The sequence below is a fragment of the Arenimonas sp. genome, from assembly GCF_047602345.1.
GTDB lineage: Bacteria > Pseudomonadota > Gammaproteobacteria > Xanthomonadales > Xanthomonadaceae > Arenimonas.
The window spans coordinates 1-14,313 of sequence record NZ_JASGHN010000005.1 but is presented as its reverse complement, the minus strand read 5'-3'; the positions used below and the strand labels follow the sequence as shown (position 1 = coordinate 14,313).

At 65.3% G+C, this 14,313-nt stretch carries 15 protein-coding genes; 10 read left to right on the top strand and 5 right to left on the bottom strand.

Going from position 1 to position 14,313, the window contains the following annotated elements:
- Positions 1–17 precede the first annotated feature (17 nt).
- Positions 18–1,280 carry a glycine C-acetyltransferase gene (gene kbl / locus QM707_RS03770; RefSeq protein WP_415000532.1) on the top strand — a complete coding sequence of 421 codons (1,263 nt, stop codon included), beginning with the start codon at positions 18–20 and terminating at the stop codon, positions 1,278–1,280.
- Between the two features lie 18 nt (positions 1,281–1,298).
- Here kbl and QM707_RS03765 read toward each other — a convergent pair whose 3' ends face one another.
- Positions 1,299–2,042, bottom strand: coding sequence for a pseudouridine synthase (locus QM707_RS03765; RefSeq protein WP_415000531.1), 744 nt, complete (start codon positions 2,040–2,042; stop codon positions 1,299–1,301).
- A gap of 91 nt (positions 2,043–2,133) precedes the next feature.
- Here QM707_RS03765 and QM707_RS03760 point away from each other — a divergent pair, with 91 nt between their 5' ends.
- The 7 genes from QM707_RS03760 to QM707_RS03730 are packed head-to-tail and all read left to right on the top strand — an operon-like array spanning position 2,134 to position 8,767.
- Positions 2,134–3,093 carry an acyl-CoA desaturase gene (locus tag QM707_RS03760; RefSeq protein ID WP_415000530.1) on the top strand — a complete coding sequence of 320 codons (960 nt, stop codon included), beginning with the start codon at positions 2,134–2,136 and terminating at the stop codon, positions 3,091–3,093.
- Positions 3,090–4,331: an NAD(P)/FAD-dependent oxidoreductase gene (locus QM707_RS03755; RefSeq protein WP_415000529.1), complete on the top strand. Its 1,242-nt coding sequence runs from the start codon at positions 3,090–3,092 to the stop codon at positions 4,329–4,331. Before QM707_RS03760 ends, QM707_RS03755 begins: the two co-directional genes overlap by 4 nt.
- Entirely contained in the window at positions 4,325–5,122 is a 798-nt protein-coding gene (locus tag QM707_RS03750) for a DUF1365 domain-containing protein (RefSeq protein ID WP_415000528.1), read from the top strand. The genes QM707_RS03755 and QM707_RS03750 overlap by 7 nt, the downstream gene beginning before the upstream one ends.
- A gap of 17 nt (positions 5,123–5,139) precedes the next feature.
- Entirely contained in the window at positions 5,140–6,417 is a 1,278-nt protein-coding gene (locus QM707_RS03745; protein WP_415000646.1) for a class I SAM-dependent methyltransferase, read from the top strand.
- Complete coding sequence (locus QM707_RS03740) at positions 6,407–6,943, top strand: DUF2878 domain-containing protein (protein ID WP_415000527.1); 537 nt, start codon at positions 6,407–6,409, stop codon at positions 6,941–6,943. The genes QM707_RS03745 and QM707_RS03740 overlap by 11 nt, the downstream gene beginning before the upstream one ends.
- Positions 6,944–6,960: 17 nt before the next feature.
- Positions 6,961–7,719, top strand: coding sequence for a DUF1295 domain-containing protein (locus QM707_RS03735; protein WP_415000645.1), 759 nt, complete (start codon positions 6,961–6,963; stop codon positions 7,717–7,719).
- Positions 7,720–7,735: 16 nt separating this feature from the next.
- Positions 7,736–8,767 carry an SAM-dependent methyltransferase gene (locus tag QM707_RS03730; protein ID WP_415000526.1) on the top strand — a complete coding sequence of 344 codons (1,032 nt, stop codon included), beginning with the start codon at positions 7,736–7,738 and terminating at the stop codon, positions 8,765–8,767.
- A 46-nt stretch (positions 8,768–8,813) separates the two neighbouring features.
- Here the strand turns inward: QM707_RS03730 and QM707_RS03725 are convergent, their stop codons facing one another.
- The 3 genes from QM707_RS03725 to QM707_RS03715 form a co-directional block, all read right to left on the bottom strand.
- Positions 8,814–9,260, bottom strand: coding sequence for a hypothetical protein (locus QM707_RS03725; RefSeq protein WP_415000525.1), 447 nt, complete (start codon positions 9,258–9,260; stop codon positions 8,814–8,816).
- Positions 9,261–9,373: 113 nt separating this feature from the next.
- Positions 9,374–10,471 (bottom strand): OmpA family protein, encoded by a 1,098-nt coding sequence (locus tag QM707_RS03720; protein WP_415000524.1) that lies wholly within the window; start codon positions 10,469–10,471, stop codon positions 9,374–9,376.
- 145 nt (positions 10,472–10,616) lie between these two features.
- Positions 10,617–12,065, bottom strand: coding sequence for a bifunctional 2-methylcitrate dehydratase/aconitate hydratase (locus QM707_RS03715; RefSeq protein ID WP_415000523.1), 1,449 nt, complete (start codon positions 12,063–12,065; stop codon positions 10,617–10,619).
- A 150-nt stretch (positions 12,066–12,215) separates the two neighbouring features.
- Here QM707_RS03715 and QM707_RS03710 point away from each other — a divergent pair, with 150 nt between their 5' ends.
- A complete protein-coding gene (locus tag QM707_RS03710) occupies positions 12,216–12,488 on the top strand; it encodes a hypothetical protein (RefSeq protein ID WP_415000522.1) in 273 nt (90 codons plus the stop codon).
- A gap of 278 nt (positions 12,489–12,766) precedes the next feature.
- Positions 12,767–13,306 carry a hypothetical protein gene (locus tag QM707_RS03705; protein ID WP_415000644.1) on the top strand — a complete coding sequence of 180 codons (540 nt, stop codon included), beginning with the start codon at positions 12,767–12,769 and terminating at the stop codon, positions 13,304–13,306.
- Here QM707_RS03705 and QM707_RS03700 read toward each other — a convergent pair.
- Positions 13,303–13,668 (bottom strand): hypothetical protein, encoded by a 366-nt coding sequence (locus QM707_RS03700; protein ID WP_415000521.1) that lies wholly within the window; start codon positions 13,666–13,668, stop codon positions 13,303–13,305. The two genes, QM707_RS03705 and QM707_RS03700, sit on opposite strands and share 4 nt — an antisense overlap.
- Between the last annotated feature and the right edge of the window lie 645 nt (positions 13,669–14,313).

Sequence of the window (14,313 nt, the reverse complement as noted above, 5' to 3'; positions counted from 1 at the left end):
TTGCGATACGCACGCGTATGGATTCAGCGCTACCAACAGCCGTAACCGCCGGATGCCGGATAATCACGCCTTTCCTCCCGCCGGCCACTCCCATGACTTCTCGCTTCAGCCAGGAACTCGATGCCATCCGCGAACAGGGCCTGTTCAAGGCCGAACGGATCATCACGTCGCCGCAATCGGCGGAGATCGAGCTGGCCGATGGTCGCCGCGTCCTGAACTTCTGCGCCAACAACTACCTCGGCCTGGCCGACCATCCCGACGTCATCGGGGCCGCGAAGGATGCGCTGGATACGCATGGCTTCGGCATGGCGTCGGTGCGCTTCATCTGCGGCACGCAAGACCTGCACAAGGAACTGGAGGCGAAGATCGCCGAATTCTTCGGCACCGAGGACAGCATCCTGTACGCGGCCTGCTTCGACGCCAACGGCGGCCTGTTCGAACCGCTGCTGGGCGAAGAGGACGCGATCATCTCGGATGCGCTGAACCATGCCTCGATCATCGATGGCGTGCGCCTGTGCAAGGCCAAGCGCTATCGCTACGCCAACTGCGACATGGCCGATCTCGAAAAACAGTTGCAGCAGGCGCGCGCCGATGGCGTACGCGACATCATGATCACCAGCGATGGCGTGTTCTCGATGGACGGATTCATCGCGCCGCTCGACGAAGTGACCGCCCTGGCCAGGAAGTACGGCGCACTCGTGCATATCGACGAATGCCATGCCACCGGCTTCCTCGGCGCGACCGGCCGCGGCAGCGCCGAGGTGAAAGGCGTCATGGACCGTATCGATATCTTCACCGGTACGCTGGGCAAGGCGCTCGGCGGTGCGCTCGGCGGCTTCACCACCGGCCGCCGCGACGCAATCGAGATGCTGCGCCAACGCTCGCGCCCCTATCTTTTCTCGAACTCGCTGCCGCCGCATGTCGTTGCGGCCGGCATCAAGGTGTTCGACATGCTGGCGCAGGCCGGCGACCTGCGGGAACGTCTCGCGGACAACACGCGCTACTTCCGCGAGCGCATGACGGCGGCCGGTTTCGACATCAAGCCCGGCGTGCATCCGATCTGCCCGGTCATGCTTTACGACGCGCCGCTGGCGCAGCGTTTCGCCGCCAGGCTGCTCGAAGAAGGCATCTACGCGATCGGTTTCTTCTTCCCGGTCGTGCCCAAGGGCCAGGCGCGCATCCGCACGCAGATGAGCGCGGCGCATACGCGAGAACATCTCGATCGTGCCATCGCCGCGTTCATCAAAGTCGGCCGGGAACTGGGCGTGCTGAAAGCCTGATCCGCGGCCCAGCCGGAGTCATTGCTGCAGGGCGCCGACTTCTTCGACGCTCAGATCCCGCCACTGGCCCTTCGCCAGCTCGCCCAAGGCGAGCGGGCCGATGGCCACGCGCACCAGGCGCAGCACCGCGATATCGAACGCCGCCAGCAGGCGACGGATCTGCCGATTGCGGCCTTCGTCCAGCATGATTTCGAGCCAGGCGTTCTTTTCGCCGGCGCGCAGCAGCGAGGCCGACGAGGCGCGTAGTCGTTCGCCGTCATCGACGACGCCGGCCTGCAACGCCGCGAGCTGCGCGGCGTCGGGAATGCGGTCGACCTGCACATGATAGGTTTTGCCCGGACCGCGATCGGGATCGGTGATGGCGGCGGCCCAGGCAGGATCGTTACTGAAAAGCAGTAGCCCTTCGCTCGCCTTGTCGAGCCGCCCCACCGGTGCGATCCATGGCAGGTCCGCGCCGTCGAAGCAGCGATAGACGGTGTCGCGTCCCTGTTCGTCGGCCACCGTGGTGACCAGTCCTCGCGGCTTGTTGAGCATCAGGTAACGACGCTGCACGTTCGCTTCCAGTCCCTGCACGGCGACATCGTCGACATGCATGCGCACCGGGAACTCCGGATCGCGCACGACGCGACCGTTCACTTTCACGCGCCCTTCGCGCACCCAGGCGGCGGCCTGCGTGCGGGACGCATGGCCGAGTTTCGACAACACGCGCGCCACGCCGTGCCTCGTCGCCTTGTCCGCAGCGGTGAGCGGCTTCTTCTGCATCCGGCAAGCATGCCGCAGCGTAATGCAGAAGACCACCACGCATCGGGCGATTCACCCGCCCATCACCGCCGCCTGACCAGAATCGCATCGCATGGAACCTTCGATCGAAACGACCCGGGCCCGTTCGGGCACATCGGTGCTGGCAAGCCTGGTGCGTTGGTTCGATACCTCCCGTGCGCCCGATGCCGATCCCGTCGCTGCCCACGACATCGATTGGCTTCGCGTCGTTCCGTTCATCGGGCTGCATCTGGCCTGTCTGGCGGTCTTCTGGGTCGGCGCGTCCTGGTTCGCGCTGACCATGGCGTTCGCGCTGTACGGCATGCGCATGTTCGCCATCACCGGCTTCTACCATCGCTACTTCTCCCACAAGGCGTTCCGCACGTCGCGCACGACGCAGTTCCTGTTCGCCATGCTCGGGGCCGCCTGCGTACAGCGCGGCCCCCTTTGGTGGGCCGCGCATCATCGCCACCATCATCGCCACGCCGATACCGAGCAGGACCTACACTCCCCGCGACACGGATTCTTCCGCAGCCATATGGGTTGGTTCCTGACGCCAGCCGCTTTCCGCACGCGCCTGGAAGCCTTGCCGGACTTGCTCGACTTCCCGGAACTTCGCTGGCTCGACCGCTTCGACATCCTGGTGCCGATCGCATTGGCCGCATCTCTGTACCTGCTCGGCGATTCGCTGCAGGCGCATGCGCCATCGCTGGGCACCGATGGCCCGCAACTGCTGGTCTGGGGGTTTTTCGTGTCGACCGTGGCGCTCTTCCACGCAACCGTCACGATCAACTCGCTGGCGCACCGCTGGGGCTCGCGTCGTTACGCCACGCGGGACGACAGCCGCAACAACTGGCTGCTGGCCCTGCTGACGTTCGGCGAAGGCTGGCACAACAACCACCACCATTTCCCCGGATCGGCCAGGCAGGGTTTCCGCTGGTGGGAGATCGACCTGACCTACTACGGATTGAGGCTGATGTGTTCGCTCGGCCTGGTTTGGGACCTGAGGCCCGTGCCACCGACGCTGCTCAATGCGCGCCGGGAGCCGTCATGAGGATCGCCGTGATCGGCAGCGGCATCGCCGGCCTCGGATCGGCCTGGTTGCTGTCGCGCCAGCATGACGTGGTCCTGTTCGAGAAGGACGGACGCCTGGGCGGTCATACGCACACGCACAAGTTCGCGCGCGATGGCCGCGAGTACAGCGTCGACAGCGGCTTCATCGTGCACAACCCGACGAACTATCCGTTGCTCACGCGCTTGTTCGACGAACTCGGCGTCGCCTCGCAAGACACGGCGATGGGTTTCGCGGTGCAGGACGAACGCAACGGGCTCGAGTACAACGCCAGCAGCCTCGCCGGCCTGTTCTGCCAGCCCGGCAACCTGTTCTCGCCGCGCTTCCTGCGCATGGTGCGCGAGATCCTCCGCTTCTACCGCGAATGCCCCGCGCTACTCGAAGAGACCGGCGACGGCCCCACCCTGAGCGAATACCTCGAACGCAATGCCTACTCTCCAATGTTCGTGGAAGATCATCTGGTGCCGATGGCATCGGCGCTCTGGTCGTCGCCGGCGCAATCCATCCTTGCGTTTCCCGCGAAGTACCTCGTGCGCTTCATGGCCAACCACCGCATGCTCGATGCCGGCGAACGGCCGCCATGGCGCGTGGTACGGGGCGGATCGTCGAGCTACGTCGACGCCATGAGGCGAAGCTGGCCGGTGGAAGTCCGTCTGTCGCAAGGCGTGCGCCGCGTGCGACGGGAAGCCGATGGCATCGTCGTCTGCACGATGCAGGGCGAGGAGCGCTTCGACCAAGTCGTGCTGGCCTGCCACAGCGACCAGGCTCTGGCCATGCTGGAACAACCGACCGCGGCCGAGCGCGAAATCCTCGGCGCGATTCCATACCAGGAGAACGAAACGGTTCTGCATACCGATGCGCGCCTGCTGCCGACGCGGCGCAGGGCGTGGGCCGCCTGGAACGCGCATGTCCCCGCGGATCCCGGCGCCGCCTGCACGGTCAGCTATTGCATGAACCTGCTGCAGTCCTTCGACTCGCCCGAGCCCTTCGTCGTCACGCTGAACCGCACGAACGACATCGCCGTGGACAAGATCCTGGCGCGCATGCGCTACCAGCATCCTGTCTATACCCACGCCAGCGTCGCGGCACAGGCGCGCCGGGCGGAAATCAACGGCGTGGACCGTCTCTGGTACGCCGGTGCCTATTGGGGTTTCGGCTTCCACGAAGATGGCTTCCGCAGCGCGGTCGACGTCGCGCGCGGATTGGGAGTGTCATGGTGAGCGCCGTCATGCTGCGCAGCGCGGTCTACGAAGGCTGGGTACGGCATCGCCGCAATCTTCCGCGTGGCCACGCCTTCCGCTATCGAATGTTCCAGCTCTATCTCGACCTGCAGGAGCTCGATCGCCTGTTCGAGGATCGCTGGTTCTGGTCGCTGGACCGCCCGAACCTGGCGCAGTTCCGGCGACGCGACTATTTCGGCGACCCCGGGCTTGCACTCGACGAGGCCGTGCGACGCCATGTGGCGGCCGAATCGGGACGGCGCCCGACCGGACCGATCCGTCTCCTGACGCACGGTCGCTACTTCGGCGTGACGATGAATCCGGTGAGTTTCTACTATGGCTTCGCCGACGATGGCGAGACCCTGGAATGGATCCTCGCCGAGATCACCAACACGCCCTGGGGCGAACGGCATGCCTACCTGCTTCGCGTCGAGAACGCGGAGCGCCACGGCCGCGCGATGCACTGGCGTTTCGCGAAGGAGTTCCACGTTTCGCCGTTCCTGCCGATGCAACGCCAATACCACTGGGTGTTCCACGACCCGGGCGACGGCTTGCGCGTGCACATGGAGGTGCTGGCCGACGGAGCGCGCGAGTTCGACGCGACGCTGGCGCTCGAGCGCCGCCCATGGAGCGCGAACACACTGGCTTCATGCCTGATCCGCTATCCCTTGCTCACGGCGAAAGTCGCGATCGGCATCTATTGGCAGGCTGCACGCCTCTGGCTGAAAGGCCTGCCTTTCCATCCCCACCCGAAGACCATGCGACACGCCCCCGCCCGGAGCCCACGATGAGCAGCCCCGCAGAATTCATGGATGATCGAGAGGCAGGCGTCTCTTCTTTCGGAGGCATGGACCGTTTCCTGCGCACGCGACTGTTCGCACGCCTGGACGAGCTGCGGGGCGGCACGATGCTGGTGCGCGATGCGCTCGGCGAGCGTCTGCTCGGCCGGGCCGACGGCAATGCGCCGGTGAACGTCGTACTGGATGTGCGGAGTCCGGCCTTCTACCGGCAGGCTGCAGCGAACGGTTCGGTCGGCGCCGGCGAGTCCTACATGCAGGGCGACTGGCATTGCGACGATCTGGTCGGTCTGGTCCAGCTGATGGTACGCAACCGCGAGTTGCTCGATGGCGTGGAAGGCGGCCTGGCGCGATTGGGCGCCTGGGCGATGAAGGCCGCGCATGCGCTGCGCCGCAATACGCGCGACGGCAGCCGCCGGAACATCGCGGCGCACTACGATCTCGGCAACCAACTCTTCCGCCTGTTCCTCGACGAGAACCTGATGTATTCGTCGGCCATCTTCGCCCATGCCGACGAGTCGCTGGAGAGCGCATCGCGGCGCAAGCTCGACCGCATCTGCGAAAAGCTCGACCTGCGACCGTCCGATCACCTGCTGGAAATCGGAACGGGCTGGGGCGGCATGGCACTGCATGCGGCCCACCGCTACGGCTGCCGCGTGACGACGACGACGATCTCCCGCGAGCAGCACGCGCTGGCGAGCGAGCGCATCGCTGCCGCTGGCCTTTCCGATCGCGTGACGATCCTGCTGCAGGACTATCGCGACCTTCGCGGCGAATACGACAAGCTCGTTTCGATCGAGATGGTCGAGGCGATCGGCCATCAATACCTCGACACCTACTTCGAGCGCTGCTCCGCCCTGCTCAAGCCCGAAGGGCTCGCCCTGATCCAGGCGATCACCATCGAGGACGATCGCTACGAAATGGCCCTGCACTCGGTGGACTTCATCAAGCGGCACGTCTTCCCGGGCAGTTTCATCCCTTGCGTGACGGCGCTGGCCGGCGCTGCGGCACGCGCCGGGCGTCTGCGCCTGCTGAACCTGGAAGACTTCGGACCGAGCTACGCGACGACGCTGCGGCACTGGCGCCAGCGTTTCTTCGCCAACATCGAGCAGGTACGCCAGCTCGGATACGACGACCGCTTCATCCGCATGTGGGAGTTCTACCTGTGCTACTGCGAGGGCGGATTTCTCGAACGGTCGATCAGCGACGTCCAGCTGCTGCTGGCCCGTGGCGGAAATCGCCGCGAACAGTTCGTCCCCGGCAGCGGAATCGAAGCGAATGTGGGCTAAGGCCGCCAATGCCGTCGGCTTCCAGTTGGTCTGGATCTGCTGCGTCGTCGGTTCGACGCGCGGATCGGCCTGGCCCGGTCCGGCAGCAGCGCTGCTTTTCGCGCTAGGCATGTTCGCGTTCGGTGGCAAGGCCCGGGAGGACGCCGCCGCGATGTTGCTGACGCTGCCCATTGGCGTATGCCTCGACAGCGCTTTCTCGATGTCGGGCTGGCTGCGTTACGCCGGAGGCGATGAAGCGGGCCTGGCGCCGGCCTGGATTGGTTCGCTGTGGCTGGCATTCGCTTTCAGCCTCAATCATTCGCTCAAGTTCCTGCAGCGGCTCGTCGGCTTGGCCGCGTTGCTGGGCGGCGTCTGCGGACCGCTGTCCTATCTCGCCGCGGAGCGCCTGGGAGCCGTCGAGTTCATCGCGCCCCGCAGCCATGCGTTGGCTCTCATCGCGGTCGCCTGGGCCCTACTGTTGCCGATGCTATTCGGTTTGCTGCGGCACGCTTCTTCGCCTCCGCAACGCACAGGACAGCCGGCATGAACATGACGACCGCGATTCTGTCGACCTGGGGCCTGGCTTCCTTGACGATGGTTTTCGCCTGGTGGCTATGCCGTCGGGTGAACAACATCGGCTACGTCGATGTCTTCTGGGCGGGATTGATGGCAGCGGCCGCCCTGTTTGCCGGCGCTTTCGGCCTCGGCGCCGACCTGCCGCGCGGCCTCGTGGCATTGTTCGGCGGCGTGTGGGGCACGCGACTCTGCCTGCACTTGCTTCGTCGCGTGTTGCACGAAAGCGAAGATGGACGCTATCAGGCGCTACGCGCCGCCTGGGCCGACAGCGCATGGAGGTTCTTCGCCTTTTTCCAGATGCAGGCCGCAGTGGTCGCTCTGTTCGCGATTCCCTTTCTTGCTGCGGCCGGCAATCCATCCGGTCGCTGGAACCTGGCGACCGTGGCTGCCGTGGGCGTGTGGCTGCTCTCGATCGGAGGCGAGGTCCTCGCCGATCGCCAGCTGTCCGCATTCCGTGCCGATCCATCCCATCGCGGCAAGACCTGCCGAACGGGCCTGTGGGCCTGGTCGCGGCATCCGAACTACTTCTTCGAGTGGCTGCACTGGTTCGCCTATGTATTGCTAGCCATCGGCAGCCCCTATTTCTGGTGGAGCCTGATTGGGCCGGCGTTGATGTTCGCCTTCCTGTATCGCGTGAGCGGCATTCCCTGGACCGAAGCGCAATCGTTGCGCTCGCGCGGCGACGACTATCGCCGGTACCAGCGGGAAGTCAGCGCGTTCTTCCCTTGGCCACCGAAAGCGGCATGAATCCGACGGAGTCTCCATGGCAATGATCGATCTTTGCGAACGCGGGCTGGTCCCGGACGCCCTCACCCGCTACGGCATCCGACGCCTCTGCGCACAACGGCTGAAGGACGAAGGCGCACGGGACGCGGCGCTGGCTCAACGTCGCTATCGCGAGTTGCTCGCCCGGCTGGGCGAAAGTCCGATCGCCATCGAAACGGCGGCGGCGAACGAACAGCACTACGAAGTTCCGACGCGTTTCTTCCAGCTCTGCCTTGGCCGGCGCCTGAAGTATTCGAGTTGCTACTACCCCACCGGCCGCGAAACGCTGGACGAGGCGGAAGAAGCGATGCTCGCGCTGTACGGCGAGCGGGCACAGTTATCCGATGGCCAGCAGATACTGGAGCTCGGCTGCGGTTGGGGTTCGCTGACCTTGTGGATGGCCGAGCGCTATCCCAACGCACGCATCACGGCGGTTTCGAATTCGAACGGCCAGCGCGAACACATCGAGGCGCAGTGCCGCAAGCGCGGCTGGATGCACGTGCGGGTCGTGACCTGCGACGTGAATCGCTTGCAACTGGCGGAAGGGCAATTCGATCGTTGCGTTTCGATCGAGATGTTCGAGCACATGCGCAACTACGACAGTCTGTTCGGCCGCATCCGCGGTTGGCTCGAACCAGGCGGCATGCTCTTCGCGCACATCTTCTGCCACCGCCAGTTGATGTATCCCTTCGAAACCGAAGGCGAGGACAACTGGATGGGCCGGCACTTCTTCACCGGCGGCCTGATGCCCTCGGCCGATACCTTGGTCGATGCCCAGACCCATCTGCCGCTGCAACAACGCTGGTTGCTTCCGGGAACGCATTACCAGCGCACAGCTGACCATTGGCTGGCGAACCAGGACCGGCATCGCGACGAGGTCCTCGCCGTGTTGCGCGAAGCCTACGGCGATGCCGATGCGCAACGCTGGCACCAGCGCTGGCGGATGTTCTGGATGGCTTGCGCCGAGCTATTCGGTTACGACGGTGGGCGCGAATGGCTGGTCGCGCACTATCGCTTCGCGAAGACTTGAGTCGAGGCGCGTCGGGCCTGGCCCGACACGCGCATTGCGTCGACGCTCAGTTGCCTTGCGCGTTCTGCGCCGGGGCGGGCGCAGTCGCCGCCGGCGCTGCATCCGCGGGCTTGCCCTTGGCGACGCGGATGCCCTTCGCCTTCATCCAGGCATCGAACTCTTCGGCCGTCATGCGCTTGCCGTTCTGGTTCATGTCGAAACGCCAGGGCGTATTGTCGAACTGGGTTTTCGGCACGTAGGTGTTCGGATCAACGCCGGCGCTGCCCTGTACGGGGGCCGGCGTTGGCATCGCCGCCTGACGGCGTGCGCGCTCGATGACGAACTGTGCGGTGAGCGCACATTCGACCGCCGTGGCCGGCGCCTGCAGCATCTCCGGAGCCGCCACCGAAATGCCGCTCAAGTCCGGCGGAGCCGCGCCACTGCATGTCTGTGCGGCGACGGGCAAGCCGGTGGCGCACAGGCCGAGGCAGAAGATCATCGATAGCGGTTTCACGGGCGCCGTCTCCTGGAGTCCGGGGGCAGGATAGCCGGCGCGGACGAGACGAGGCAACAAAAAACGAAGCCCGGCCGGAGCCGGGCTTCGCAGATCAACGCTGGAACAGACGATCAGTTCTGAACGTTCAGCTCGGTGCGACGGTTCTTCTCGCTCTTGCACGCCGGGAACGCATCGCCCAGCTGCTCGAGCGGACGGTTTTCGCCGTAGCCGTTCGGACCGGACAGACGACCGGCATTCACGCCGTGACCGGTCAGGTAGTCGTACACCACGCGGGCACGACGACCGGACAGGCCTTCGTTGTAGCCATCGGCGCCGCACTCGTCGGTGTGGCCGGCGACTTCAACGCGCAGTTCCGGATACTTGTTCAGGATCGACACCGCCTCGTCGAGGATCGCGATCGCGTCGGGACGCAGCGTGTCCTTGTCGAAGTCGAAGTTCACGCCGCGCAGGTCGATGGTCAGCGGAACCGGGCAACCGTCCGGACCGATGGCCTGACCGGCAGCGGAACCCGGGCAGCGATCATTGCAGTTGTTGACGCCGTCGCCGTCGTCATCGAGATCGGCGCAGGTCTTTTCCGGAGCCGGCGTCGGAGTCGGGGTCGGCTCGGCGCGCGAACCGATCGGCATCATCGCCTGGATCATCGCGTAGCCATCGACGAAATAGTCGTCGCCGGGGGCGGCAAAGCTGTTGTCGTCCGCGTCGTAGCGCAGGCCGACTTCAGCGCGGGCGCTCCAGTTGCTGAACTGCATCTGCACGCCGGTACCGAGCGAAGCGAGGAAGTTGGTCTCGTCCTGGTTGACGAAGTTGTAAAGGCTTTCGTCGTGGTGCTGCACGCCCACGCCAGCGGCCAAGTAGGGCCACCAGTTGCGGTTTTCGCTACGCCAGAAATGGTAGCGGCCGACCACGGTCAGGCCGGTCATCGTCCAATCGGCCGGGTCGCCGTCGAACAGCGGCGGGCCATTGCTGATGAAGGCGCCGTTGTCGTGCTTGCTCCAGTCCAGCTGGACATCGAGCGAGACGTTCTGGTTGATGAACTTGCCGAAACCGAGAGCAAACATCGGATCGTCGCTGGTCTCGCGATCGCGATCGGTGTACTTGATGCCGCCACCGCCGGTCACATACCAACGATCGTCGTAGTCCTGGGCCGACGCAGCCTGGGCCATGCCGAGGGCGCCGAGCAGGGCGCAACACAGAAGCTTCTTCTTCATGATGTTCAACTCCATTGCACTAGAGAAATTGGTCTTGCGGCGCCGGTCGGCTCGAAGCCTGACCGGTCGCCGTCAACGTCCTAGATATCCCACCGGGCGTTAACGCCAACATAACAAATCGCCTCCCCGGTGCCAAGATTGGCCCTTAGACCGCGAACAGGTCCAGGAAGCGGTGGACGGGGGTCGATTCGAAGCGGGACGTGTCCTGGGTCAGGGCCAGGATCTGCTGGACCCGGCGGGCCGGCAGATGACCGCCCAGGGCCGCTTCGAACTTGTCCAGCAGGACCGGGATGCCTTCGCCGCGGCGGTTCCGATGACCGATCGGGTAGTCGATCGAAACCTTGTCGGTGCTGCTGCCGTCCTTGAAGAAGACCTGGATCGAATTGCCGATGTAACGCTTTTCGGGGTCGAAATAGTCGGCCGTGAACTGCGGGTTCTCCTTCACCGTCATCTTGGAACGCACGGCATCGATACGCGGATCGGCGGCCACGGCATCGGTGTAATCGTCGGCGGTCAGGCGGCCGAAGATCAACGGCACGGCCACCATGTACTGCAGGCAGTGATCGCGGTCGGCGTAGTTGGCCAGGGGGCCGGTCTTGTCGATGATGCGCACGCCCGCTTCCTGCGTTTCCAGCTCGATGCGTTCGATCTGGTCGATCCTGCCGGCGACCTGCGAGTGCAGCTGCATGGCGCATTCCACCGCCGTCTGGGCGTGGAACTCGGCCGGGAAGCTGATCTTGAACAGGACGTTCTCCATCACGTAGCTGCCGAACGGGCGCTCGAATTCGAAGGCCTTGCCCTTGAACAGGACGTCGTAGAAGCCCCAGGTCTTCGCGGTCAGCGCGCTCGGATAGCCGACGCAACCCTTCACCGCGTTCAAGGCATGCGTCACCGCGCGACGGCAGGCGTCGCCCGCCGCCCAGCTCTTGCGCGGGCCGGCGTTCGGGGCGTGGCGATAGGTGCGCAATGCACCGCCGTCGATCCAGCTGTGGCTGACGGCATTGATGATCTCTTCCTTGCCGCCGCCCAGCATGTGGGTAGTGACGGCAGTGGAAGCAAGGCGAACCAGGATGACATGGTCGAGGCCGACGCGATTGAAGCTGTTCTGCAAGGCATAGCTGCCCTGGATCTCATGCGCCTTGATGGCGGCGGCGAGCACATCGCGCACCAGCACGGGCTTGCCGCCTTCGCGCTCGGCCTTGCGGCTCATGTAATCGGCCACGGCCAGGATGGCGCCGAGGTTGTCCGAGGGATGGCCCCACTCCGCCGCCAGCCAGGTGTCGTTGAAGTCCAGCCAACGCACCTGGACGCCGATGTTGTAGGCGGCCTGCACGGGGTCGAGCTCGAACGGAGTGCCCGGGACGCGGGCGCCACCGGCCAGGGTCGCACCGGGAACCAGCGGGCCCAGGTGCTTGACGCATTCGGGGTGCTTCATCGCCAGCATCGAGCAGCCGAGGGAATCGAGCAGCATGTAGCGGGCCGTCGTATAGGCCTCGGGCGAGCCGACGTAGTAGTCGACCACGTAGTTGGCGATATCCACCATGGCCTGGTCGGGATCGGGGCGCTTGGCGGAACGGATGTCGTGCTGGCTCATGGCAGTCTCGGACGGTGGCGAAAGCGCGATATTTTGCCAGATTAACGTCGGGCCCGGCGGTTTCCGCGCCTTGGCCCCGGCGCGCAACTCGGCTTGTATCACGACGCATTCCGGGCATCGTTCCGCCCTGCCCTACGCCTGCGTATCCGGATGACCGCCTCCGCCTACCCCCATCTGTTCGCCCCCTTGGACCTCGGTTTCTGCACCCTGCCCAATCGCGTGCTGATGGGTTCGATGCATACCGGCCTGGAGGATCGCAGCCGCGACTTTCCCAAGCTCGCCGCCTATTTCCGCGAGCGCGCCGAGGCTGGTGTCGGACCGGATGGTCACCGGCGGCGTTTCTCCGCCAATCTGGTGGGCTGGCGGAAACCATTCATCGCCAAGCGAAACTGGCCCTGGGAAATCCACAAGCACCGAATGTGACGAAGGCCGTGCACGACGCCGGCAGCTGCATCTGCCTGCAGATCCACGCCCGCCGCTACGGCATACCCTCTTCATGAGGCTGCCATCGTCCTGGATCCGCTGATTAACCCATTAGCTGCGCGGGTTGAGCGCGCGCGGCGTGCAGCGTCAGATCCCGCGCCCTCCGTTCATCGGCGCCCCGCCCGCTGATGTTGGTTACGACGGCGTCCAGCCATGGGCTGCAAGGCTGATCCGATCAACCAGTTCCCCAGCGTGCGCACCAATACGCGCGAAGACGCCTGGGGCGGCACGCCGGAAAACGCACGCGCTTCGCGGTCGAAATCGTCCGCCGCATCCGCGAAGCCCGCCGGCTGGATTTCATCCACCTCATCGCCTGTCCATGTCTTCAGCCGTTCGGCGGATCGGACTGGGACGAAATCGTGATGCAGGCGAAGGCGATCGAGCCGGCCGGGGCGACCATCATCAGTACCGGCATCGGCTGGCACGAGGCACGCGTGCCGACCATCGCCACCTCGGTACCGCGGGCCGCCTTCGCCGGCGTGACGGCAAAACTGAAACCGCACGTGCACATTCCACTGGTCGCGACCAATCGCATCAACATGCCGGAGGTGGCCGAACGCATCCTGCTCGGCGGCCAGCTTGAGCATGGTGTCGATGGCGCGCCCCCTTCTGGCGGATCCCCGCTGGGTCGCGAAGGCGCGCGAAGGCCGCAGCGAACGCATGAATACCTGCATCGCCTGCAATCAGGCCTGCCTGGACCACACCTTCACCAACCGCACGGCGAGCTGCCTGGCGAATCGACGCGCCTGCGCGGCTAACCCAGGTCGAATTCACGCCGGACGGCGACACCGCGGAGATCGCCGTCGTCGGTGCCGGCCCCGCCGGAGCCGCCACGGTCGCGGCCGAACGCGGTCACCGCGTCACCCTGTTCGATGGCGCGGCCGAGATCGGGTGGCGAGTTCAACCTGGTAAGCGCATTCCCGGCAAGGACTCGACGAGACCTTGCGCTACTTCGGCGAACAACTGCGATCTGCATGGCGTCGAGCAGCAACTGGGCCGGCGCGTGTCGGCGCCGGAACTGGCGCAGGGCGGTTTCGACTGAATCGGTGAGCGATCGGTACTGCTGCGCAAGGTGCAGTTCCCGGTGCCGATCACGCCGAGGCTCTACCCACAGGGTCACTGACCGGGCGCGTGCGCGTGGCGAAGAGTCGCGCTGATCGGCGCCGGCGGCATCGGTTTCGACGTGGCCGAGTTCCTCGTCGAGGACGCACCCTCGCCCAGCGTGGACACGCCGCGCTGGATGCACGAATGGGGTGTGCGTCCGGACTTCAAGGCCCCGGTGCACTTGCCAAGCTGCAGCTCAGCGCGGACCAGACAGGTCTGGTTGCCTGCAGCGCTCCGCCGGCAAGCCCGGCGCGCGCCTGGGCAAGACGACCGGCTGGATCCATCGCTCCACCCTGAAAGCCAAGAAGGTCCAGATGCTGGCGGGTCGAATATCTGGGCGTGGACGACGAAGGGCTGCGGATCCCGACATCGGCGACCAGGAGCAAGTGCTGCCTGTGGATACCTGGCCGCTGGCGGGACAGGAGCCGCTGCGCCAACTGCAAGCCGAGCTGCAAGCATTCGGGCAAGGCGCCGCATTTGATCGGCGTGCTGATGTCGCCGCCGAGCTTGATGCCAGTGGGCCATCAACCAGGCAGCCCACTCGCTGGAGTTTTCTGAGATTGGTGGTCAGAGTGAGGTGAATGCCTGTATTTTCACATTCATGAACGAATCGCGGCGGCGCTGAGAAACCCAGTACTACCGGGGTTTAGGAGCGGCTTTT